Source organism: Pseudidiomarina aquimaris, assembly GCF_003987395.1.
Taxonomy (GTDB): Bacteria; Pseudomonadota; Gammaproteobacteria; order Enterobacterales; family Alteromonadaceae; genus Pseudidiomarina; species Pseudidiomarina aquimaris.
The window spans coordinates 283,651-308,299 of sequence record NZ_PIPT01000003.1 but is presented as its reverse complement, the minus strand read 5'-3'; the positions used below and the strand labels follow the sequence as shown (position 1 = coordinate 308,299).

The following is a 24,649-nucleotide window of genomic DNA, read 5'->3' as shown; positions in this document are numbered from 1 at the left end:
GCGGCATTACAACGAAGAACGCCCACACAGTTCATTGAATTATTTACCGCCAGTTGAGTACGCAAACCAGGTGGCATAAAAACTGAAATCTCATTGAAAATATGGTGTTATTTCAGGGGAAAGGTCAACAGGAACGCCATTAAATAAGTTGGATTGAATGGCTTTTCCTGCATTAACCCAATCCTCTGGGGTTGCCACTTCGATAGTGGTTTTAGCTCGTGCAAAACAGTCATCCATCACCCTAATTGCTTCATTTTGCAATTCAACATTCAACATGTTGTTACTACGCAATTCCATGAAGCCAGATATTTGCGGAAAAGCATCAAGCTTAACTGTGAAAGGCTTATACGACATATTATACGAACCGCTACTTACAGTTAGTTGAGTGACATAGTCGTGACATTGATTGTTCACTGGAAATGTCACGATTGCGTTAAAAGTATTGCTAGGTTCAGGTTCTGCACAACCTGAAATAATTGCAGATATGCAAAGCGTGTAAATAATTTTCCTCACCCTAATTTCCTCCTACATTTAATTTTATAATGTTTTTACCTACAGACCTTTGCATTTGTCGTAAGTACAAATAGGTTTGAGGTTGAGTTCCTCTGGGGAGATTAGCCACACCAACAAAGCCTTTAAAGTCGACACTGCGAAGGGTTGCAGACCTGAAGATATTTTCCCTTCCGGATATATTTTCCCGCCTAAGGAACCTTGTTTCATTGGTGTTGACATTCCGAAGCGAATAAACTATTTCACCTGACACTTGAGTGTAATTTTCATACACATCTGATGTCATTGTGTATTTCCTGAATGCGCTACTGTTTAAGCCTTGTATTAAGAAGTTATCATTGGTGTCACTAGGGTCGACCTTGGCATTTTTAAGGTTTTGCGCCTGACGAGTTAACTCGTCAACTAACCCAACATAAAAAGAATCCTCAGACTGCCCAACTAGATCTGATTTATCTTCTCTAGTGACATTTTCACTCCAGTTGAGGGTCCATCCGTCTTCAGTAGCCTCAAATAAACTTCCACCAAGCTCCTTTTCTATATCGCTTGTATGTCTTCCACCGCCACCACCCTCCCCAGGCCCACCAATCGCACCACGCTCCCGCTCACCATTGGCAGCGCTGCGAGGGCTATGCCGAGCACCGTTGCTAGCCGCTGAACCGCGGTGTACCCAGTAGGTTTCGGCGGCTCTAAATCCAACACTCCCGGAGTCGCGGCGTTTATGCTTCCGCTCGTCATTGCACTCCGCTTTCTCCAGCGCCCCAGTACCACACCAAAGATACCCGCTCGGGTCGGTGCCCGCCAGCGGATTGTTCATGATGTAGCTGTACGGGTTATGGCTTTGGCTGTTCGCCAAGTAATGCCGCCCACGCTACAGCACGGAGCTAGAACATCCGTTTGCACGATCCATTATATTGTTGTTTTATTTGGCATTTAGATTTTGTCAAAGCATTTTTAACATACTAAAAACACCTATGCAAAACTTAGTATACACACACAAAAAAGGCACCAACGTTGCCGAAGGTGCCTTTCGCTTAGCTTGTTGCTAAAAAACGTGGCTTACCAGCCAGTTTTCTCGCGCAATGCTTTACCGATATCAGCCAAGCTGCGTACGGTTTTAACGCCAGCGGCTTCAAGTGCTGCGAATTTTTCGTCTGCAGTACCTTTACCACCAGAGATGATAGCACCTGCGTGACCCATACGCTTGCCCGGAGGAGCAGTTACACCAGCGATGTAAGATACCACAGGCTTAGTCACGTTGTGCTTGATGTACTCAGCAGCTTCTTCTTCTGCAGTACCGCCGATCTCACCGATCATCACGATAGCTTCAGTCGCTGGATCTTTTTCGAACATTTCGAGAATGTCGATGAAGTTAGAACCAGGAATTGGGTCACCACCGATACCAACACAGGTCGACTGGCCGAAGCCTTCGTCTGTAGTTTGCTTCACGGCTTCATAAGTCAAGGTACCTGAACGTGAAACGATGCCCACTTTACCTGCTTTGTGGATGTGACCAGGCATGATACCGATCTTACACTCGTCAGGAGTAATAACGCCTGGGCAGTTTGGACCGATCATGCGCACGCCTTTGTGCGTCAAGTATTCTTTCACGTAAAGCATATCCAACGTCGGGATACCTTCAGTGATACAGACGATCAACTCGATACCTGCGTCCGCAGCTTCGATGATTGAGTCTTTACAGAAAGGTGCTGGTACGTAGATAACAGACGCTGTTGCGCCAGTTTGTTCTACTGCTTCGCGCACAGTGTTGAAGACTGGCAAACCAAGGTGCGTTTGACCGCCTTTACCTGGGGTTACACCGCCAACCATTTGCGTACCGTAAGCAATTGCTTGTTCAGAGTGGAAAGTACCCTGACCACCAGTGAAACCCTGGCAGATAACTTTGGTGTTTTTATCGATCAAGATAGACATTATTGACCTCCTGCCGCAGCAACCACTTTATCAGCAGCGTCAGACAAGCTCTCTGCTGCGATGATGTTCAGGCCACTTTCTGCTAATTTCTGACGACCTAGTTCTGCGTTGTTACCTTCAAGACGAACAACAACTGGAACTTTAACGCCAACTTCTTCAACTGCGCCCATGATACCTTCTGCGATCATGTCACAACGGACGATACCACCGAAGATGTTAACCAGTACGGCTTGTACTGCGTCATCAGACAAGATGATTTTGAATGCTTCAGTAACACGCTCTTTAGTTGCGCCGCCACCAACGTCCAAGAAGTTTGCAGGTTGACCACCGGCAAGTTTAACGATGTCCATCGTACCCATCGCCAAGCCAGCACCGTTAACCATACAACCGATGTTGCCATCAAGCGCAACGTAGTTAAGTTCCCACTTCGCTGCTTGCGCTTCGCGCTCGTCTTCTTGCGAAGGATCGTGCATTTCGCGGATCTTCGGCTGACGGTATAGCGCGTTGCTGTCGATGTTGATCTTACCGTCTAAGCAGTGCAGGTTGCCTTGCTCAGTGATAACCAATGGGTTGATTTCAAGCAATGCGAAGTCGTACTGCTCGAACATGGCCGCTAGGCCTAAGAAGATTTTGGTGAACTGCTTCACTTGGTCTGGGTTAAGGCCCAGTTTAAAGCCAAGCTCACGACCTTGGTATGGCTGCGCACCCACAGTTGGATCAATCACAGCTTTCAAGATTTTTTCAGGTGTTTCTTCTGCAACTTTCTCGATTTCAACACCACCTTCGGTTGACGCCATGAACACGATTTTACGTGTTGCGCGGTCAACAACTGCGCCTAAGTACAGTTCTGAAGCGATATCAGTAAGGCTCTCAACCAAGATTTTCGCAACCGGCTGACCGTTCGCGTCTGTTTGGTAGGTGACCAAGTTTTTGCCTAACCAGTTGTTAGCAAAGTCACGTACTTCGTCATGGCTAGAAACAAGCTTTACACCGCCCGCTTTACCACGGCCACCGGCGTGCACTTGTGCTTTAACTACCCAACGCTCACCGCCAATTTTCTTGGCAGCTTCGACGGCTTCGTCTGCAGTATCAACTGCGAAGCCTTCAGATACTGGCAATCCGAACTCTTTGAAGAGTTGTTTAGCCTGATACTCATGCAAATTCATGATGATCTTCCGATTCGTTTGAACAACAAAAGCAGCGAAGTGCTGCTTACCCGAAAATTTCGCGCGTATTTTACAGTTTTGCGCGCAAAAAAGACAGCCGCACGTGCAAATACCCTGCTACGTGCGGCTTTACTTTGCTTAGATGTCCAACAACAGACGTTGTGGATCTTCTAATAACTCTTTGATAGTGACCAAGAAGCCTACCGACTCTTTACCGTCGATAATGCGGTGGTCATACGATAATGCTAAGTACATCATCGGCAAGATTTCGACTTTTCCGTCTACCGCCATTGGGCGATCTTGGATTTTATGCATACCCAAGATAGCGCTTTGCGGTGGATTCAAGATAGGCGTCGACAACAGTGAACCGAACACGCCACCGTTAGTGATAGTGAAGTTACCACCTTGCATGTCGTCCATAGTCAACTTGCCGTCACGACCTTTGATAGCAAGGTCGCGGATGCCGTTCTCGATTTCAGCGATGCTCATCTTGTCAGTGTCACGTAACACAGGGGTTACCAAGCCACGTGGCGTTGACACAGCAATGCTGATGTCGAAATAGTTGTGATACACAATGTCATCACCGTCAATTGACGCATTCACTTCAGGGAAGCGTTTCAGCGCTTCGGTAACAGCTTTCACGTAGAAGCCCATGAAGCCAAGACGCGTGTCATGACGCTTCTCAAACTCGTCTTTGTACTTCTTACGCAAGTCCATGATTGGCTTCATGTTGACTTCGTTGAAAGTGGTCAACATCGCCGTTGCGTTCTTCGCTTCAAGCAGACGCTTGGCGATAGTCTTACGCAGACGCGTCATCGGAACGCGCTTCTGGTCACGATCGCCAGCTGCTGGTGCGCTGCTTTCGCTCTTCGCGGCTGCAGGCGCTTCTTTCTTACCGCCTTCTTTAACGTGTTTCTCAACGTCTTCTTTGGTGACACGACCGCCTTTACCAGTGCCTTTCACGTCAGACGCTTTCAGGTCGTGCTCAGCCAACAAACGGCGTACGGCTGGACCAGCAACTTCGCTGTCGCTGTCGTCATCCGAGTCGCTGCTGTCGGCAGATTTGTCAGATGATTTCGCATCGTCAGAAGCAGCTGCAGCTTCGCCGCCTGCTTCAACGATACCGATGACGTCATCGGCACCGACAGTTGCGCCTTCTTCTTGCTTGATTTCAGCAAGTACACCGTCAGCTGGGGCTACAACTTCGAGCACCACTTTGTCGGTCTCGATATCGACCAAGTTCTGGTCACGGGTCACTTTCTCGCCCGCTTTCACGTGCCATGCAGCGATGGTAGCGTCAGCTACTGACTCTGGCAGCTGAGGAACTTTAACTTCGAGTTTCTCGCCGCTACCTGCTTTGGCTGCTGACTTCTCTTCTTTCTTGTCTTCTGACTTCTTCTCATCAGACTTCTTCTCATCAGACTTTTTGTCATCCGACTTTTTGTCGTCAGACTTGGCTGCAGCGCCGTCGCCTTTTTCCAGCTTACCGATGACTTCGTCCGCGCCAACAGTTGCACCTTCTTCAGCGATAATTTCGCCAATTACGCCGTCTTCTGGCGCAACAACTTCAAGGACAACCTTGTCGGTTTCGATGTCGACCAGATTTTGATCGCGCGACACTTTGTCACCTGGCTTAACGTGCCAAGTAGCGACTGTTGCATCTGCAACAGATTCAGGGAGTTGTGGAACTTTAATATCAATAGCCATGGTCAATTGTCACCTATTTAATGGTTAGCGCGTCATCGACTAATTTTTGTTGCTGTTTGTTGTGTTCAGATAAATAACCTACTGCTGGTGCGGCCGAAGCTTCACGACCTGCGTAAGTTAAATCTGCGCCTTTTGGAATTGCCGCTCTAAAGTGATGCTGGCTGCTGTACCAGGCACCTTGGTTTTGCGGTTCTTCTTGGCACCAAACAAAATCTTTCACATGTTTGTATTCTTTCAAGATCTCAGCCACTTCTTCGGCTGGGAACGGATACAGCTGCTCAATACGAATAATTGCAACATCTGCTTGTTCGCGCTCACGGCGCTCCTTCAACAGATCGTAGTAGACTTTGCCTGAGCAGAATATCACGCGTTTCACTTTCTTCGCGTCCAATTTATCGATTTCACCAATCGCATTTTGGAACACGCCATCGGTCATTTCATCAAGTTCTGAAACGGCTAATGGGTGACGTAACAACGATTTCGGTGTCATCACAATAAGCGGACGACGTACAGGACGTAACTGCTGACGACGGAGCATATGGAAGACTTGCGCCGGCGTTGTCGGTACACACACCGACCAGTTATGGTCCGCTGATAGCTGCAAGAAGCGCTCTAAACGTGCAGAACTGTGTTCTGGTCCCTGACCTTCGTAGCCGTGAGGCAACAACATGGTCAGACCGCATAAACGGCCCCACTTTTGTTCGCCCGAACTTAAGAATTGGTCAATCACCACTTGCGCACCGTTGACGAAGTCACCGAACTGGGCTTCCCACATCACCAATGCTTTCGGCTCTGCGGTTGCGTAACCGTATTCAAATGCGACCACCGCCGCTTCAGACAATACCGAGTCATAAATTTCGATCGGGCCTTGGCCTTCACGGATATTATTCAACGGCATGTAGGTCGATGCATCTTTCTGGTTATGCAATACCGCGTGACGGTGGAAGAACGTACCACGGCCGCTGTCTTGACCTGTTAGACGAATATGAATGCCTTCGTCGACAAGGGTCGCGTAGGCTAGGGTTTCAGCAAAGCCCCAATCGGCTTTCTTTTCGCCTTTCGCCATCTTCATGCGTTCGTCATACACTTTCTTCACGCGTGAATGGAGCTTGTAACCCTCTGGGACTGTACTCATCGCAACGCCAATCTCTTCAAGCTGTGCTTTACTGATCTTGGCGTCGTATTCAACGTCCCACTCGTTACCGATGTACTGTGACCAATCACTCGAGTGCGCTTTCATTTCACGCCATTCGTCAACGACGATTTCGCCCTTGTCGAGCTGATCACGGTAGTCGCTGACGAAGCTGTCTTCGGCATCACTTTCAATCACTCCAGCATCAGCAAGACGCTTCGCATAAATACTGCGTGCCACAGGATGCTTCTTCACTTTGGCATACATCACTGGCTGTGTTGCGCTCGGCTCATCGGCTTCGTTGTGGCCGTGACGGCGGTAACACACTAGGTCAATCATGACGTCCCGTTTGAATTCATTGCGGAAATCAATCGCCAATTGCGTAACAAAGACAACAGCTTCTGGGTCATCTGCGTTAACGTGGAAAATCGGTGCCTGCACCATTTTCGCGATATCAGTACAGTACTGCGTTGAACGCGTGTCTTCGCGCTTCGAGGTGGTAAAACCGACTTGGTTGTTGACCACGATACGAATCGAACCACCGCACTGGAAGGCCCGCGTTTGTGACATGTTGAAGGTTTCTTGCACGATACCCTGACCGGCGATTGCTGAGTCACCGTGAATGGTGATTGGCAATACTTTTGAGCCATCTTTGTCGCCCAAGCGGTCCATACGTGCGCGCACCGAGCCCATAACGACCGGGTTCACGATTTCCAAGTGTGACGGGTTGAACGCCAAGGCCAAATGCACGTCACCACCTGGGGTCGCGAAGTCAGATGAGAAGCCCATGTGGTACTTCACATCGCCTGAGCCTTTGCTGGCTGCGTGCTTACCGGCGAACTCGTCGAACAAATCTTGTGGCTTTTTACCGAGCACGTTAACTAAAACGTTCAAACGCCCACGGTGCGCCATACCGATAACGGCTTCTTTCGTACCCTGCTCACCTGCGCGGCTAATCAACGCTTTCAGCATTGGGATGAGGCTGTCGCCCCCCTCTAATGAGAAACGTTTTGCGCCTGGAAATTTCGAGCCTAAATACTTTTCTAGGCCGTCGGCAGCAATCAGCTCTTTCAGGATTTTTTTCTGCTGCTCAGACTTAAATTCTGGGCGTCCGCGCACACCTTCAAGACGTTGCTGAATCCAACGTTTCTCTTCAGTCGATACGATGTGCATGTATTCAGCGCCAATCGAGCCACAATAAATCTGCTCAAGTAGCTGATGGATTTCGCCCAGCTTCATGGTCTCTTGACCTACAGCTAACGAACCCACATTGAATTCTTTGTCGAAATCGTCTTTAGAGAGCTCGTGATGCTCCAAAGAGAGGTCTGGAACTTGCTCCTGCTTCCATAAATCGAGCGGATCAAGGTTCGCGTGTTGATGACCACGGAATCGATAGGCATTGATCAGTTGCAGTACACGTACCTGCTTCTGATCAGGGGCACCCGCAACTACCGTCCCCGCTTGCTTAAGTTTGTTCTTAGCAAGGGTGCGGAATTGCTCACGAATTTCACTGTGCTTGGTGTCATGGCCGCTTCCTTCACGCGGCAACTGGTCGAAGAAGCTTCGCCATTCATCACCAACAGCAGTCGGATCGTCGAGGTACAACTCAAAGAGTTCCTCAACGTACGCCATGTTACCACCAGCTAGGTGGGAGGATTCAAGCCAGGCTTGCATTACGCCATCTTGCATCGCTGTTCCTTCACACTCGTTTTATAAAAAAATAGCCATCCAAGCTGGATGGCTATTTCGATACAGCTCGGCCATTACTATAGCAAATCAACGCGATAGTATTAAATCGCGCGACTCAATAGCATGGATTTGATGTGTCCAATAGCCTTTGTTGGGTTCAAACCTTTCGGGCACACGTTGACGCAGTTCATGATGCCGTGGCAACGGAATACACTGAATGCGTCGTCTAAATCATCAAGACGCTCTTCGGTCGCTGTGTCACGGCTATCGATCAAGAAACGATAGGCGTGCAACAAGCCCGCAGGGCCGATGAATTTGTCTGGGTTCCACCAGAACGACGGGCACGAGGTTGAACAACATGCACAAAGAATACACTCGTACAGGCCATCCAGTTTCGCGCGCTCTTCAGGCGATTGCAGACGCTCACGCGCTGGTGGCGTTTTGTCGTCGTTAATCAAATACGGCTTGATCTTCTCGTACTGTTTGTAGAACTGAGTCATGTCTACAATCAAGTCACGAATCACCGGCAAACCTGGTAGCGGACGGATCACAATTTTGCTGCCCTTAAGAGCTGACAATGGTGTGATACAGGCCAAACCATTCTTACCGTTCATGTTCAAACCGTCAGAACCACACACACCTTCACGGCATGAGCGACGGAATGCTAACGTTGGATCTTGCTCTTTCAATTTAAGCAACAAGTCCAGCACCATCATGTCCTGATTTTCCTCGACCTCGAGGGTGTAATCCTTCATGTAGGGTGCGTTATCAACATCCGGGTTGTAACGATAAACTGAAATACTCAACTTCTTCATCGTTGTCACCTAACCTTAGTAAGTCCGCGCTTTCGGCGGGAATGCTTCACGTAACTTCGGCGCCATGTTTACTTCGCGCTTGAGCATATCTTCTTTCTCTGGGCGATAAACACTATGCACCAACCAGTTCTCGTCATCACGATCTGGATAGTCTGCACGGCTATGAGCACCGCGGCTCTCAGTACGGAAGTTTGCTGAAACAGCCGTTGAATAAGCAGTTTCCATCAAGTTATCAAGTTCTAAACACTCGATACGCTGGGTATTGAACTCTGCACTGGTGTCGTCAAGGCGCGCGTTCTTCAAGCGTTCGCGGATTTCTTTCAGCTCCGCTAAGCCCTCTTTCATTGCTTCGCCTTCACGGAATACCGAGAAGTTCAACTGCATGCACTTCTGCAAATCTTTCTTGATTTGTACTGGGTCTTCACCGTCTTTATTGCTTTCCCAACGATTCACCCGTGCTAATGCTGCATCGATATCGCTTTGACTTGCTTCACGCGCTTCGGTGTTGGCTGCCAAGGCATCGCCCAAATGCAAGCCAGTCGCACGACCGAAGACAACCAAGTCGAGCAGTGAGTTACCGCCAAGGCGGTTCGCACCATGTACTGATACACAGGCGATTTCACCACAGGCAAACAAGCCTTGAATTGGCGTTGCGTTACCGCTGTCATCGATTTGCAGTGCTTGACCGTTCACGTCGGTCGGGATACCGCCCATCATATAGTGACAGGTTGGAATGACTGGAATTGGCTCTTCCGCAGGGTCAACGTGCGCGAAGGTCTTCGCCAAGTCACAGACGCCTGGTAAGCGGCTTTCCAATACATCACGACCCAAGTGGTCGAGTTTCAGTTTCAAGTGAGTGCCCCATGGACCTTCACAACCGCGGCCTTCGCGGATTTCGGTCATCATTGAACGGGCAACAACGTCACGCGAAGCCAAATCTTTGGCATTCGGTGCGTAGCGTTCCATGAAACGTTCACCGTCTTTATTCAGCAGGTAACCACCCTCACCACGGCAACCTTCGGTTACCAAGGTTCCTGCACCGGCGATACCGGTTGGGTGGAACTGCCACATTTCCATATCTTGCACTGGCACACCGGCACGCAATGCCATACCAACTCCGTCACCAGTGTTGATGTGTGCATTGGTGGTTGACGCGTAGATACGTCCTGCACCACCCGTAGCAAGTACAACTGCTTTCGCTTTCACATAGAAGATTTCACCGGTTTCGATGTTCAGAGTGGTAACACCCACCACTGCACCGTCTTGGTTCTTCACGAGGTCAAGCGCATACCACTCAGAAAATACCGTGGTTTTGTTCTTTACGTTTTGTTGGTACAGCAAGTGCAACAAGGCGTGACCGGTACGGTCCGCAGCAGCTGCTGTACGCGCGGCTTGTTCGCCGCCGAATGACTTCGACTGACCACCGAATGGACGCTGGTATACTTTGCCGTTCTCAAAACGTGAGAATGGCAAGCCCATGTTTTCGAGTTCCAGAATGGCTTCTGGACCGGTTTTACACATGTACTCGATAGCGTCTTGGTCACCGATGTAGTCCGAACCTTTTACGGTATCGAACATGTGCCATTCCCAGTTATCTTCGTGCGCGTTACCCAGCGCTACGGTGATACCACCTTGCGCAGATACGGTGTGCGAACGGGTTGGGAAGACTTTCGACATCAGTGCACAGGTCATGCCTGACTGAGAAATTTGTAGTGCTGCGCGCATACCTGCGCCGCCGGCACCAATGACTACTGCATCATATTCAAGAGTTTGTACGCTCACTTACACACCCTCCACAGGCCACACTACGAGTAGGCCAGCCAGCCAATACACGATAAGTGCAACACTTACTACGAATTGAATGAAAGCTCGTAAGCCAGAATTTTTGACGTAATCAGTCAACACCTGCCAGATACCAATCCAGCCGTGAATAAGTACTGATGTTAACGCCAACATAGTGAAGATCTTCATGCCTAAATTGGCGAAAAGATTCGTCCAAACGGCATAATTAATGGTCTCAGCAGAAACCAAGAAGCTCACCATGAAGATGGCGTACAAAGCCATGATGATGGCTGATGCACGTAGCAGGATAAAGTCGTGGGTTCCGCTACGGCCAAATGTTGAAGCTACTTTTACCATAACCACACCCCTGCTAACACTGATAGTACGATGGCGAGTACAAATACGATTTGCGCGCTGATACGGCCGGAATTGAGCTCTTCAAAATAGCCCATGTCCATGCACATGTGGCGTACGCCAGCGAGAAGGTGATAACCAAGTGCGGTTAGGATGCCCCAGGCGATAAACTTAGCAATGAAGCTGGTGAACAGGTCGTGCACCATTGCAAAGCCCTCGGCTGATTGCAGTGAAGTTGCCAACGCCCACACCAGTAAACCGATCGAGATCAGCATGATCACGCCAGAAACACGGTGCAAGATGGAACTAAGCCCCGCAGCGGGGAGACTAATAGTTGTAAGGTCTAAATTTACAGGTCTTTGTTTTTTCACGATTGTTGTGCCTTTCAGAAAAGCATTGATAACATGCTCGGAACTTCAAACATCCTCGTCCGAAAACATCGATTAGAGGACCCTGTGAGATCGCCGCCAAAGTATATAAGCCAGAGCTACTAATTACAATTCTCTGACCGCGACTTTCCTAGAAAAACGTGAATTTTTTCGCTTTAGATCAACAGACTTGAAATCAATCCTCGATGCAACACTACCTTAGTCGTATACACAGCCGCAGCGAATCAACGTATAACCATTTCGATTGATTTGACGAAAGTGAGCAAGAGTGTCATCCAAATGCCATACTCATGCGTAACAATGACACTTTTACTTGACGCAGATCGGGATTTCAAGCCGAACTAAACAGCCGTTTGAATTGACAATGGCGGTTAAGATCAAGTAAATTCTAGCGCTCTTTTTTAGTGATGAAGCAGATTAAAACAAGGAGATTTCCTTATGGCTGATCGTAAAGCCACCCTGCAGATTGACGGCCAATCCATTGAATTACCAGTGTTATCTGGTACAGCCGGCTATGATGTAGTTGACGTGCGTACTCTTGGCAAACACGGGTTTTTCACTTTTGACCCTGGCTTCCTAGCCACCGGTTCATGCGAATCGAAAATCACCTACATTGACGGTGAAAACGGCATCCTTCTGCACCGCGGATATCCGATTGATCAGCTCGCTACGCAAGCGGATTATCTCGAAGTATGTTACATGCTGCTCCACGGTGAAGCTCCTACAGCGGAGCAATATGACAATTTCAAAGCGACCATCACCAAGCACACGATGGTACACCAAGGTTTACACAACTTCTTTAACGGTTTCCGTCGCGACGCGCATCCAATGGCGATGTTGTGTGCAGTAACCGGTGCTTTATCATCGTTTTACCACGATGACTTGGACATCCATGACGAAAAACAACGTCTGCGTAGCGCGTATCGTTTGATTGCCAAAATGCCAACGATCGCTGCGATGGCGTATAAATTCAGCATCGGTCAGCCGTTTGTCTACCCGCAAAACGACTTATCGTACTCAGAGAACTTCCTCAACATGATGTTCTCGGTACCAGCAGAAGATTACAAAGTAAATCCGATTATCGCGAAAGCTATGGACCGTATCTTTACTTTGCATGCTGACCATGAGCAAAACGCATCGACTTCTACCGTGCGTTTGGCAGGCTCTTCAGGCGCGAACCCTTACGCATGTATTGCGGCGGGTGTTGCGTCACTTTGGGGACCTGCACACGGCGGCGCGAACGAAGCCTGCTTGCGCATGCTGAAAGAAATCGGCTCAGTCGACAACATTCCTAAGTACATCGAGAAAGCCAAAGACAAGAATGATCCGTTCCGTCTGATGGGCTTCGGTCACCGTGTTTACAAGAACTTCGACCCACGCGCTACGGTAATGCGTGAGAGTGCACACGAAGTCTTACAGGAACTGAACATCGACGATCCGTTGCTTGACGTTGCTATGGAACTTGAGCGTATTGCGCTTGAAGACCCGTACTTCGTTGAGAAGAAACTTTATCCGAACGTCGACTTCTATTCAGGCATCATCCTGAAAGCGATCGGCATCCCAACTAACATGTTCACTGTTATCTTTGCCCTGTCACGTACAGTTGGCTGGATTTCACACTGGCATGAAATGATGGGTGAAGCGAACCAGAAGATCGGTCGTCCGCGTCAGCTTTACACTGGTGAAGCGAAGCGCGACTTTACACCGATTAAGCGTTAAGTTTTTCACCACTTTGGTGAGTTTCGCTTAGTACATTTCGCTAAAGATTAGTAAAAAGCACGCTACGGCGTGCTTTTTTTGTGCTTGTTTACTAACCAATGAGAAGTTTAATTAAACACGCCCCCTCCTCTACAGACCAATAAAAACAAGACGTTAAGCGAAAAATAAAACTCTGCATCAAAAATTGGCACGCAATCTGCATAAACCTTACCAAAGAAACAAACGTCTTAATCTGCATTCGTTGCGTTGGCAGGTTTGACCCGTACTAGAAGTACGGGCTACCAACATCAAACAGCGAATAGCAAATAGCGAACAACGAAGTAAAAAACGGGGGTAATTCACATGAGTTCCATTTACGGCAGTAAACTCAAAAACACAGCAAGCTTTGCCGGCTTGACTGCTTTAATTCTGACTTCAAGTCTGTTGCTAAACGGTTGCGGTCAGGCCGGCGCCTCAAATCAAGCAGAAACCAAAGAAGAAGTGGTGGTACGTATTCCCGTTGCCACCGAAGTGGTCGAACGCCAAGCCATTACTTCGAGTTTCCGCACCACTGCCACGCTAGAGGCTCGTGAAGAAACCGATATCATCAGCAAAGCCAACGGTATTGTTGAAGAAATCTTAGTAGAAGAAGGCGACTGGGTTGAGAAAGGTCAGTTGCTGGCACATCTGCGCGACGACGAATATCGCATTCAGGTAGCCCAAGCCAAAGCCGAACTCAATAGCATTCAGCAAGAGCTAAAACGTGTCAAAGACATGGCCGAGCGCGACATGATCAGTGCCGATGCCTACGATAAGCTCCGCTTTCAAGCCGATACTTTGCAAGCACGCTACGATATGGCGGCGCTTAATCTTGCGGAAACTGAGATTCGCGCACCTATTTCAGGCTTCATCGCGACGCGTTATGCCAAACTTGGCAACATGATCAGCCAATATCAGCCACAAAAGCTATTCCACATTGTAGCTTTAGATGAATTGCAAGGTAACGTTCACTTGCCTGAGCGTGAACTACAGTTCATTCAAGTGGGCCAAACTGCCGAGCTGAAAGTCAGCGCCATGCCTGGACAAACTGTGATGGCAAAAGTTGACCGCATTAGCCCTGTCGTGGACACACAGTCAGGTACCTTCAAAGTAGTGCTCAGCGTTGCCAACCCGGATAATGCGTTGAAAGCAGGTATGTTTGCGCACGTAAAACTACATTACGCGACCCATGAAGATGCGATTACCGTGCCTCGCTATGCCGTGCAAAGTTTAGATGGCAAGCACAGTGTGTTCACGGTCGACGCAGAGGGTGTAGCGCACAAAGTCGATGTTGAACTTGGCTTTGAAGACGAAACCCACGTCGAAATTATCAATGGTGTAAACGCTGGTGAACAGTTAGTGGTCAGCGGTCAAGCCAACTTAAAAGATGCCGCCTTGGTTGAAGTTATTGCAACTAACGAGAGCGAGCAACAATCATGAGCCTAGCCAAATTAGCAGTACGGCGGCCGGTCACTGTCGCCATGTTTACCCTCGCAGTATTGCTGTTTGGCATGGTCTCGTTAGGCCGCATCCCAGTTACTTTACTGCCTGATTTATCTTATCCAACACTTACCGTGCGCACTGACTACCCCGGCGGCGCGCCAGGTGAAGTTGAACAACTGGTCAGTAAGCCCATTGAAGAAGCTTTAGGTACAGTCAAAGGCGTGCGCCGTATCGAGTCGATTTCGCGTGCCGGACAAAGCGATGTGCTGCTCGAGTTTGCTTGGGGCAGTGACATGGATATGGCCAGCCTCGACGTGCGCGAAAAAATGGACTTAGTTCCCTTGCCGCTTGACCTTGAGAAGCCAACCCTGCTGCGCTTCAACCCCGCAGAAGAGCCAATCTTTCGTTTAGCTTTGGGTTATGCCGAGATAGCGGACCCGAATGTCGATGAACTTAAGCGCTTACGTACCTTTGCCGAGGAAGAACTAAAACGCCACCTCGAAGCGGTTGAGGGCGTAGCTTCGGTGCGCCTTGGCGGTGGTCTTGAAGATGAAATTCAAGTCTTAGTGAATGAGCAACAAGCGACGCAATTGCAAATTCCAATGAGCCTGATTTTGCAGCGCTTAAAAGACGAGAACATCAACCTCTCCGGTGGTCGCCTCGAAGCGCAGCGCGCTGAATACCTCGTGCGCACATTGAATCAGTTTGAAGATTTAGATGATATTCGTGGTATTTACATCGCTACCCGTAACGACCGCCCTATCCTTTTACGCGACGTTGCCGAAGTCACAAATAGCTACAAAGAACGTGACTCCATCAGCCGCGTTGCTGGCCGTGAAGCGGTTGAAGTCTCGCTTTACAAAGAAGGTGACGCCAATACCGTTCAAGTGTCTAAAGCAATTCAGAATCACCTCGCCTATCTACAGCAACGCGAGGTTATTCCGAGCCAATACCAAGTAGAACCCATCTCTGATCAGGCGGTGTTTATTCAAGCCGCCATAGCTGAAGTGCGTGACGCCGCTATTTTTGGTGGCTTGCTCGCTATGGTGATTATTTACCTGTTCCTGCAGCGCTTGTGGCCGACCGTGATTATTTCCATGGCGATTCCGGTCTCGATCATTGCGACCTTTAACCTGATGCACGGTTATCAAATTTCGCTCAACATGATGTCGCTTGGCGGTATTGCGCTCGCGGTCGGTATGTTGGTGGATAACGCCATCGTGGTATTGGAAAACATTGCGCGACACAATGAGGAAACCGATGTCGCAACTGCCGCAGAACAAGGCACTAGTGAGGTTACCGGGGCGATTATCGCTTCGACCTTGACCACCATGGCGGTGTTCTTCCCATTAGTTTTTGTTGAGGGACTTGCCGGGCAGCTATTTGCCGACCAAGCGCTTACCGTGACTTTCTCGCTCTTAGCATCATTGTTAGTCGCGCTTACCTTAATTCCGATGTTATCCGCCAAGCAAAAAACTGCCGATGCAGCGATTACTGCACAGCAACACTTTGCCCCAGCGCAACAGCGCAAGGGCTGGCGGTTTTGGGTCATGGCGCCACTGCTGCTAGTTTTCCGTTGGGTACCGCTAGCGATCGTCAGCGTCCTAGTCTTTATCTGGCGCGGTCTTGCGAAGCTTCTAGGGTATGCGGTGCGGCCGCTGCTCAAAGGCTTTGATTGGAGCTATCAACGCTTAGCAAGCGCCTACCAGAGCCTACTCAACACAGCCTTAGCGAATGCCAAAGCGACTCTTGCTGCTATTGTGCTCGTTGCCGCAGCTTGCTATGCGTTACTACCGCACCTGCCGGTCAGCCTTTTGCCGAGTATGGCGCAAGGCGAATTCTACGTTGAGATAGAGTTGCAACCGGGTGCGACGATTGAAGAGACCGATGCGGTCTTAACCGGCTTAGCTCAGCATCTTGAAGCCAACACAGAGCTCGCGCAACACGTTGAAAAAGCCTATAGCATCGCCGGTACAGGCAGTTTGTTAAACGCTTCACCTGGCCAAAATGGCAACCAATGGGGCCGCTTTAATGTGGTCATGAAGGACGCAAGTGACGTCTTTGCCGAAGAGCGCGTACAAAACTATTTGCGCAACTATGTGCAGCGTATTCCGGGCGTGAGCGTTAAGCTGGGGCGCCCTGAACTGTTTAGTTTTAGCAGTCCAATGGCGATTGAAATCACGGGCTATGACCTCGACTTATTGCAGCAAGCAGCCAACCAAGTCGCCGCAGCTCTTGCCGAAGACGCCCGCTTCACTGATATCCGTAGCAACATGGCCGAAGGGCAGCCTGAAATTGCGGTGTTTTTTGACCATGCACGCCTCGCTCAATATGGCTTGACCAGTGCCACGGTTTCAGAGTTATTGGCTACCAAAATTGGCGGTCGTGTAGCGACACAGTTTAGTCTCGAAGATCGCAAAATCGATATCTTGGTACGCAGCCAAGCGCAAGACCGTGATTCACTTCGTGACTTACAACTGATGGTGGTGAATCCTGGTGCCGAGCGTGAAATTCCACTACAAGCGGTCGCCGACATCCAACAAATCGTCGGTCCGAGTGAAATTACCCGCCTTGACCAAGAACGTACTGCTATCGTCAACGCCAACTTGGCCTATGGCGACCTTGGTGCCGCGGTACAAGCGGCTGAACAAATCTTGGCCGACATGCAGTTGCCACTGACCGTTGAGGCGCAGATTGCCGGGCAAAACGAAGAAATGCAGCAGTCGTTTAAATCACTGCAAATGGCGCTCGCGCTGGCCGTATTCTTGGTTTATCTAATCATGGCCTCGCAGTTTGAATCATTATTGCATCCGTTTTTCATTTTGTTCAGCGTGCCACTCGCCGGTGCAGGTTCGGTGCTTGGACTCTATCTTTTGAATACAGAGTTAAGCGTCATCGTATTTATTGGCTTGATTATGCTTGCGGGTATCGTGGTCAATAATGCGATTGTTCTGGTTGACCGCATTAACCAGTTACGACAGCAAGGCGCCAGTCGTTACGACGCAGTTTTTCAAGCCGCGCAGCAGCGCTTGCGGCCAATACTGATGACCATGTTCACCACCGTCTTGGGACTGTTGCCGCTTGCTTTGGGTCTCGGCGAAGGCGCCGAAATCCGCGCCCCTATGGCGATTAGTGTCATCGCCGGCCTACTGTTCTCAACCTTGCTTACCCTACTGTTTATTCCATGCTTGTATTTGCTGGTAGACCGTAAACGAGTTGAGCCTACGTTGGCTGAGACCGAAGCAACTGGGGAGACGCAAGCATGAGTGCGGCAGAAATTGGCGCAAGCCTAGCGCGTTTGGCGCTAAAACGCCCTGTTACCATTTGTATGCTGTTTATTTCAATGCTGCTGTTAGGCGCGATCAGTTCGCGCCTCTTGCCGCTGGAAAAGTTTCCCGGCATTGAAATTCCAGAAATGGTAGTCACCGTCCCCTACCCAAATTCCAGTCCGGCCGAGGTCGAACGTCTGATCACCCGACCGTTGGAAGAAGCGCTGGCGACCATTACCGACATTAAGCGTATGCGTTCGTTTTCCACCAGCGACAACGCGCAAGTCGTGTTGCAGTTTGAGTGGGGCGAAGACATCAATTCAAAAAGTATTGAAGCGCGCGAAAAGGTCGATGGCATAAAACATCTATTGCCAGACGACGTGGAACGCATCCAAGTCATGCAATTCAATACTGAAGACATGCCGGTGTTCCAACTGAGGATTTCGAGTCAGCGTGATTTGAATAACGCCTACGACTTGCTCGATCGCAGCCTAAGACGGCCGATTGAGCGCGTGGATGGCGTCTCACAAGTGACACTTTATGGTGTTGAAAAACAGCAAATTGTCATTCGTTTAGACCAAGCAAAACTGTTGCAGCACCGCCTCTCGGCGGCCGCTATTACTGCGCGTTTGCGCGCAGCTAACTTTTCTCTTACGGCGGGCTATATTGAGAACGAAAACGAGCGTATTTTGGTAAATCCGGTGGGTGAATTCCAATCGGAATACGAAATTCGCCAGTTCCCGATAACGTCACAGTTAAAACTTGGCGACATCGCTACCGTACAACGTGAAATGCCACGCAAAACCGACGGGCGTCACCTCGACCAAGTCTATGCCATTGGTATGGACGTATTCAAAGAGTCCTCACAGAACTTGGTCGAAGTCTCCGACCGTGTGCGGGCGGTCGTGGATGAGATCCGCAATGACCCGCAGTTTGATGGCATTAATTTGTTCGTTATGGACGACACCGCCGCAAGTGTGAAAACCTCTTTGCATGACTTGCTGCTTGCTGGCCTGATCGGTGCCGGTTTGTCGTTTATCGTGCTGTTTTTGTTCTTACGTAACATCGTTACCACGCTGGTGGTGGTGCTCTCCGTACCCATCGCTATTTGTATCGCTTTGGGCGGCATGTACTTTCTTGGCTATTCACTCAATGTTTTAAGCTTGATGGGATTAATGTTAGCCATCGGTATGCTGGTCGATAATGCCGTGGTTATCACCGAAAGTATCCAATATGAAGTTGAACAAGGTTTGCAAAGTGAGCAAGCGACCTTACAAGGTGTTGGCAACGTCTCGTTAGCTGTGCTGGCGGGTACGTTAACCACCGCCATTGTGTTCTTGCCAAATATCTTCGGCAAAAAAATCGATATCACTATCTTCCTGGAACACACTGCAGTAGCGATTTGCTTGTCGCTCCTTGCATCTTTGCTCATTGCGCAAACGCTGATCCCATTGTTAGCTAGCAAACTGACCAAAGTCATGGGCAGCAAAAAGCCACAACATCGCCCTTCTCGCTATCGCAAAGCATTGCAATGGAGCTGGCGCCATCCGCGTTGGACAGGCTTGTTCGCGTTCTTAATTTTGGCAACGATTGTTATTCCTTTGGGGGCAGTTTCGGGGGACCAACAAGACGAAGGCTTTAATGACCGACTGTTTCTTAACTATAACTTGCATCAGCAATACAGCTTGGCCGAGGTTGAAGCCGAAGTCGCGCGCATGGAGGAGTTTCTCTACGCCAATCAAGACGCTTTTTACATTGACGCAGTCTACAGCTATTACACGCCGAACTATGCGATTTCGACCTTATTGATGAAGCCAGATCGTCCGGTCAAAATGAGCGAGCTGATGAATCAAATGCGTGAGCAATTCCCCAAAATGCTCCGCAGCGAGCCGCAATTTGGTTGGGGTGGTGGCGGCGAAGGCGTACGCATTACGCTCAACGGCCAATCGACCGAAGTGCTGCAAGAGCTCAGTGCCCGCTTTATTCCGCTGTTAGCGTCGATTGAAGGCTTGAATGACCTGCGTAGCGAAACCGATGCCGGGCAGTTTGAGTATTTAGTGACCATTGATCGAGAGCGTGCACATAATCTTGGTCTAAGCTCCGCCGCCGTGGCACAGCAATTAGCAACGGCATTGCGCGGCAATCGGTTACGCTCGTTCCGCGGTGACCTGAATGGCGAAGTCCCCTTGCGTATTGCCTTTGACAAAGACTTGGAAACCTCACTCGAAGCCTTGCAGAACCTACCCATTAGTCAAGTCGATGGCCGTACAGTGCCATTAGCTGCAGTGGCTGATTTTCGCATTGAACCGCGCCTCGGCGCCATTCGCCGCCTCGACCGCCGCACCTCGTTGGCTATCCAAGCCAACTTGAATAGCGACGAACTGACGCTTGACCAAGCGCGGGAACAAATCACCACGCTGCTCAATCAAGTTACCCTACCGGATGGTTATACTTGGTCGCTTGATGGTAGCTTCCAGCGTCAGCAAGAAGCCGAGAACGTCATGCTGGTCAACACGTTGCTTGCAGTGGTGATGATTTACATTGTTATGGCAGCGTTGTTTGAGTCGGTGCTGTTACCTACCTCAGTGATCACCTCGTTACTGTTCTCTATCGTCGGCGTGTTCTGGGCACTGATGCTCACTGGCCAAAGCATGGACGTGATGGCGATGATAGGTATTCTGATCCTGATGGGAATCGTGGTGAACAACGGCATCGTCTTGGTCGACCGTATCAATCAGCTGCTCGCCGCAGGTCATAGCTTGGAAGAGGCTGTGATTGAAGGCAGTGTGAGTCGTTTACGACCGATCCTGATGACCGTGGCAACCACCGTCTTGGGCTTAGTGCCGTTGGCGTTTGGTACGACGCAAATCGGTGGCGACGGCCCGCCGTACGCACCGATGGCGATCTCGATTATTGGTGGTTTACTATTGTCGACACTGACCAGTCTGTTCCTAGTGCCCTACGTATACGCTCGCTTGCTGTGGTGGCGCGAACGCTGGCACGCGCTGAAAGCACGCGCCAGAGGGATGGTCGACCGTATCGGCTTAGTCAAGTAACTCGCGGTTTGCGCGATCCAAGTCGGCTGGCGTATCAATGCCAGCCGGCGGATTGGCAATCGCCTCGGCGACGTGAATACGTTCGCCGTACCATAACACACGCAACTGCTCGAGCGACTCAATGGCTTCTAACGGACTCGGCTCCCACTCCACATAACGCCAGACAAAACCGGCGCGATAAGCGTAAATACCGATATGGCGCATATAGGCTGCCTGCTCACCGATTTTGTCATGGCTCAAAGCATCCCGTTCGTAAGGGATAGGCGCCCGCGAAAAATACAATGCATAGCCGTTCGCATCCGTAACAACTTTCACCGCATTCGGATTTTTCACTTCTTCTAAATTGCTAATCGGCACCGCTAAAGTAGCCATTTGTGCCGCGCGTTGATTCATTAAGTTATCGGCAACTTGGCGAATAATTTCCGGCGGAATAAAGGGCTCATCCCCCTGCACATTTACCACGACTTGATCGTCCGCGATAGCTAAGTAATCAATGACTTCGGCAATACGTTCCGTTCCCGATTGATGGTGACTTGCGGTCAGCATGGCACGGCCACCAAAAGCCTCAACAGCGTCGACGATGCGCTGATCATCCGTGGCGACAATCACTTCTGCGGCACCCGCCGCAGCCGCGCGTTCGTAAACCCGCTGGATCATCGACTTATTGCCAATCATGGCGAGGGGCTTACCCGGTAATCGGGTTGAGGCATATCGTGCTGGAATAATTACGGTGAAACTCATTTCGGCAGTTGCTCCAAATCAGCAGCGCTTAGCTCACGCGCTTCGCTACGAAGTAAAAAAGGAATATCGTCTCGCACCGGATAAGCCAAGCGATCGCCGCGACAAATTAGCTCTGCGGTCGCAGCGTTCCAAACCAGCCTACCTTTACATAACGGGCAGGCAAGGAGTGCGAGCGTGCGTTCATCAAGTGCCATGGTGAAACCTCTCAAGCGCAGCATCAAGCTGCTGCCAGAAAGTATCTGGCAACTGTGCTGCTACGGGTAAATAATAGCAATGTTCGCTAGCAAATGAGCGCCATTTCATCGCATCTTTCTCAGTCATTAAAATGACGTCGTAGTCACGCAATTCTTTTGCGTCGTTTGCCGTGAAGGCGTAGTGGTCTGGATAGGCCTTGCAGGTCATGCTGCGCGTTTCTACCTCTTGCACGGTATCAAAAAAACGCTGTGGATTGCCGATACCCGCGAGTGCGAGAGTACGCCCTTCGGGTAACTGTTCACAGCGGCTGTCATCATGCACGCGGCGCCAACCTTGGCTGTGCAACTGCATGGTGAATCCGTCAAGTTGTGGTGCTTCGCCATTCACAATCACTGCATCGACACTTTGCAGACGCTCAGGACTCTCGCGCAACGGGCCAATCGGTAGACACCAACCATTACCGAGCCCGCGCTTAGCATCGATGACGGCAATCTCAAACTGCCGTGATAAGCGGTAATGTTGGAGACCATCGTCACTAATAATGACAGTGGTTTCTGGCGCTTGAGCTAAGGCTTGCAGTGCCGCAGCAACTCGATTCGGCGCTACCACGACTGGAACTTGTGCTCGCCGCGCGAGAAGTAAGGGTTCATCGCCGCAGGCTTGCGCGGCGGTCGTTGAGGTTACGGTCAGTGGAAAAGGTCCCTTGCCGCCATAGCCCCGCGAGATAATCGCAGGTTTTTCGCCTTGTGCCTGCAAGTGCTGCACTAACGCCAGGGTGACAGGGGTTTTCCCGGTGCCACCGACAGTAATATTGCCAACCACAATGACCGGCACCGGTAACGGCTTCGGCGGGTTCGCCAGCACTGCTTTACGACGCCAACGACTGACCAGCACGAACAACCCGTGCAGCGGCAACAAGAGCCACAGCCACCAAGTAACGCGTCGTCGGTACCAAGCGTCGGTAAGAGCCATTAGCCAAGCTCGCCGCTAAATTGCAGGCTGTACAGTTGGTAGTAGGCACCCTCTTGCTCTAACAGTGCTTGATGGCTACCACGTTCCACCACACCACCGTCTTCCAAAACGAGAATCTCATCCGCTTTCTCAATCGTCGACAAGCGATGTGCTATCACGATCGAGGTGCGATTTTTTTGTAAGGTTTGCAAAGCGGTTTGGATATGTCGCTCTGATTCGGTATCCAGCGCCGAGGTGGCTTCATCCAAAATCAAAATAGGTGCGTCTCGCAACAACGCTCGCGCAATCGCGATGCGTTGACGTTGACCACCTGACAGCATCACACCATTTTCGCCGACCATGGTGTCGAGGCCATTAGGAAGGTTATCGGTAAACTCGGTGACATAGGCTAACTCGGCCACTTCGCGTAGGCGTTCAGGCGAAATCTCGCCATGCGCACCGTAAGCGATATTGTTGGCGATGCTGTCATTGAACAAGGTCACATGTTGCGACACAAGGGCAAACTGGCGCCGCAACGACTTTAATTTATAGTCATAGATGTCGACACCATCGAGCTTGATAACGCCCTCTTGCGGCGTGTAAAAACGCGCAAGCAGATTCGAGATGGTCGATTTACCACTACCGGAACGCCCCACGAGAGCTAGTGTCTTGCCCGGTTCAACATGAAAGCTGACATCGCTCAATGCCGGCGACTCGGTGTCATCATAGCTAAAGGTGACATGCTCAAAGCGAATATCGCCTTGCGCTCGGTCGAGCTGTTTTTTACCTGAGTCATCTTCTGCTTTTTCGTCGAGAATACTGAAAATACTCTGCGCCGCGGCGATACCCCGTTGGAAGTCGCTGTTGACGGTGGTCAGCTGCTTCAATGGGCGTAACAGCATGATCATCGCAGTCAGCATGGTAGTAAATGCCCCCGCGGTCAATTGCTCGAGCATCTCTGGATAGCTTGCAAGCACGAGCACCATCGACAAACTGAATGAAGCAATCAACTGAATCACCGAGGTACTCAGCGTTTGCGCGTTAACCAGTTTCATATGCTGATTGCGGGTGAAATCGGTCACTTTATCGAAGCGCTTTGACTCGCGTTTCTGTCCTTCGTACATGACCACTACTTTGTGGCCGTTGAGCATTTGCTCCGCGGTCGTGGTGACATCACCCATCGCGTTTTGAATACGGTTGGAGACTTTACGGAAGCGTTTTGATACCACCGAGACAATTTTGGCAATAATCGGACCAATCAATAAAAACACCAACGATAGCAACCAACTGTGATAAAACATCAAGGCCAGCAGGCCAATCACATAAGCGCCCTCGCGGATCAATACAATCACCGCACGGCTGCTAGCTTCCGCCACCTGCTGGGTGGTGTAAGTCAGTTTCGATAATAAATCACCGGTCGAATGCCGATCGTGAAAAGCCACAGGTAGCTTCACTAAATGGTCAAAGAGTTGCTGTCGCAACGACGTCACCACGCGAAAACCCACCCAATTAAGAAAGTAGGTCGAGATAAAATTAAACAACCCGCGCAGGATGAAAATCACCGGCACGAAGATCGCACCATAGAGTAATATTTTAGGGTCGCTTTGGGTTAAACCGTCATCAATAAGCGTTTGAATTTGGGAGAGAAAGAAGGTGTCGACGGCGGCATAGCCAATCATGCCAAAAATAGAAAAAATAAAGGCCGCACGATAAGGCTTAATGTAGCCAAGTAAACGGCGAAAAGTCTTTTGTTTTACTGTCTCTGCACTCATGCAATAGCTTCT

19 protein-coding genes are annotated in these 24,649 nt (G+C 50.0%); 5 read left to right on the top strand and 14 right to left on the bottom strand.

Annotated elements, in window-relative coordinates; all coding sequences use genetic code 11:
- The coding region (locus CWE21_RS05850; RefSeq protein WP_133307018.1) for an integrase core domain-containing protein at nucleotides 1–79 on the top strand (79 nt) is incomplete at its 5' end.
- 11 nt (nucleotides 80–90) lie between these two features.
- On the opposite strand, the gene CWE21_RS05845 is transcribed toward CWE21_RS05850, so the two are convergent.
- From CWE21_RS05845 to sdhC, 10 genes are all read right to left on the bottom strand, one after another.
- On the bottom strand, nucleotides 91–513 hold the full coding sequence (locus CWE21_RS05845; protein WP_126833508.1) for a hypothetical protein: 423 nt from the start codon (nucleotides 511–513) through the stop codon (nucleotides 91–93).
- 1 nt (nucleotide 514) lies between these two features.
- Nucleotides 515–1,363 carry a hypothetical protein gene (locus CWE21_RS05840; RefSeq protein WP_126833507.1) on the bottom strand — a complete coding sequence of 283 codons (849 nt, stop codon included), beginning with the start codon at nucleotides 1,361–1,363 and terminating at the stop codon, nucleotides 515–517.
- 203 nt (nucleotides 1,364–1,566) lie between these two features.
- Nucleotides 1,567–2,439, bottom strand: coding sequence for a succinate--CoA ligase subunit alpha (sucD, locus tag CWE21_RS05835; RefSeq protein WP_126769841.1), 873 nt, complete (start codon nucleotides 2,437–2,439; stop codon nucleotides 1,567–1,569).
- A complete protein-coding gene (gene sucC, locus CWE21_RS05830) occupies nucleotides 2,439–3,605 on the bottom strand; it encodes an ADP-forming succinate--CoA ligase subunit beta (RefSeq protein ID WP_126833506.1) in 1,167 nt (388 codons plus the stop codon). The genes sucD and sucC overlap by 1 nt, the downstream gene beginning before the upstream one ends.
- Nucleotides 3,606–3,743: 138 nt before the next feature.
- A complete protein-coding gene (gene odhB / locus CWE21_RS05825; RefSeq protein ID WP_126833505.1) occupies nucleotides 3,744–5,312 on the bottom strand; it encodes a 2-oxoglutarate dehydrogenase complex dihydrolipoyllysine-residue succinyltransferase in 1,569 nt (522 codons plus the stop codon).
- 13 nt (nucleotides 5,313–5,325) lie between these two features.
- On the bottom strand, nucleotides 5,326–8,133 hold the full coding sequence (locus CWE21_RS05820; RefSeq protein WP_126833504.1) for a 2-oxoglutarate dehydrogenase E1 component: 2,808 nt from the start codon (nucleotides 8,131–8,133) through the stop codon (nucleotides 5,326–5,328).
- 101 nt (nucleotides 8,134–8,234) lie between these two features.
- On the bottom strand, nucleotides 8,235–8,948 hold the full coding sequence (locus CWE21_RS05815) for a succinate dehydrogenase iron-sulfur subunit (RefSeq protein WP_126833503.1): 714 nt from the start codon (nucleotides 8,946–8,948) through the stop codon (nucleotides 8,235–8,237).
- Nucleotides 8,949–8,963: 15 nt separating this feature from the next.
- A complete protein-coding gene (sdhA, locus tag CWE21_RS05810; protein ID WP_126833502.1) occupies nucleotides 8,964–10,730 on the bottom strand; it encodes a succinate dehydrogenase flavoprotein subunit in 1,767 nt (588 codons plus the stop codon).
- The gene (gene sdhD, locus CWE21_RS05805) at nucleotides 10,731–11,087 is read right to left on the bottom strand and encodes a succinate dehydrogenase, hydrophobic membrane anchor protein (RefSeq protein ID WP_126833501.1); all 357 of its coding nucleotides are present in this window, start codon (nucleotides 11,085–11,087) and stop codon (nucleotides 10,731–10,733) included.
- Nucleotides 11,081–11,455 carry a succinate dehydrogenase, cytochrome b556 subunit gene (gene sdhC, locus CWE21_RS05800; protein ID WP_126833500.1) on the bottom strand — a complete coding sequence of 125 codons (375 nt, stop codon included), beginning with the start codon at nucleotides 11,453–11,455 and terminating at the stop codon, nucleotides 11,081–11,083. The genes sdhD and sdhC overlap by 7 nt, the downstream gene beginning before the upstream one ends.
- A gap of 456 nt (nucleotides 11,456–11,911) precedes the next feature.
- Here sdhC and CWE21_RS05795 point away from each other — a divergent pair, with 456 nt between their 5' ends.
- The 4 genes from CWE21_RS05795 to CWE21_RS05780 all read left to right on the top strand — a co-directional run bounded on the left by CWE21_RS05795 (nucleotide 11,912) and on the right by CWE21_RS05780 (nucleotide 20,978).
- Nucleotides 11,912–13,192 (top strand): citrate synthase, encoded by a 1,281-nt coding sequence (locus CWE21_RS05795; protein ID WP_126833499.1) that lies wholly within the window; start codon nucleotides 11,912–11,914, stop codon nucleotides 13,190–13,192.
- Nucleotides 13,193–13,534: 342 nt separating this feature from the next.
- Complete coding sequence (locus tag CWE21_RS05790) at nucleotides 13,535–14,650, top strand: efflux RND transporter periplasmic adaptor subunit (protein WP_126833498.1); 1,116 nt, start codon at nucleotides 13,535–13,537, stop codon at nucleotides 14,648–14,650.
- On the top strand, nucleotides 14,647–17,919 hold the full coding sequence (locus CWE21_RS05785) for an efflux RND transporter permease subunit (protein ID WP_126833497.1): 3,273 nt from the start codon (nucleotides 14,647–14,649) through the stop codon (nucleotides 17,917–17,919). Before CWE21_RS05790 ends, CWE21_RS05785 begins: the two co-directional genes overlap by 4 nt.
- Entirely contained in the window at nucleotides 17,916–20,978 is a 3,063-nt protein-coding gene (locus CWE21_RS05780; protein ID WP_126833496.1) for an efflux RND transporter permease subunit, read from the top strand. The genes CWE21_RS05785 and CWE21_RS05780 overlap by 4 nt, the downstream gene beginning before the upstream one ends.
- Here CWE21_RS05780 and kdsB read toward each other — a convergent pair.
- From kdsB to msbA, 4 genes are read right to left on the bottom strand one after another with little or no spacing between them, the layout of a single operon-like run.
- Nucleotides 20,967–21,719, bottom strand: a complete 753-nt coding sequence (gene kdsB / locus CWE21_RS05775) for a 3-deoxy-manno-octulosonate cytidylyltransferase (RefSeq protein ID WP_126833495.1) — start codon at nucleotides 21,717–21,719, stop codon at nucleotides 20,967–20,969. The genes CWE21_RS05780 and kdsB overlap by 12 nt on opposite strands.
- On the bottom strand, nucleotides 21,716–21,913 hold the full coding sequence (locus tag CWE21_RS05770) for a Trm112 family protein (RefSeq protein ID WP_126833494.1): 198 nt from the start codon (nucleotides 21,911–21,913) through the stop codon (nucleotides 21,716–21,718). Before CWE21_RS05770 ends, kdsB begins: the two co-directional genes overlap by 4 nt.
- Nucleotides 21,903–22,886, bottom strand: coding sequence for a tetraacyldisaccharide 4'-kinase (lpxK, locus tag CWE21_RS05765; protein ID WP_126833493.1), 984 nt, complete (start codon nucleotides 22,884–22,886; stop codon nucleotides 21,903–21,905). Before lpxK ends, CWE21_RS05770 begins: the two co-directional genes overlap by 11 nt.
- Nucleotides 22,886–24,637, bottom strand: a complete 1,752-nt coding sequence (gene msbA, locus CWE21_RS05760) for a lipid A export permease/ATP-binding protein MsbA (RefSeq protein ID WP_126833492.1) — start codon at nucleotides 24,635–24,637, stop codon at nucleotides 22,886–22,888. Before msbA ends, lpxK begins: the two co-directional genes overlap by 1 nt.
- Nucleotides 24,638–24,649: the final 12 nt, after the last annotated feature.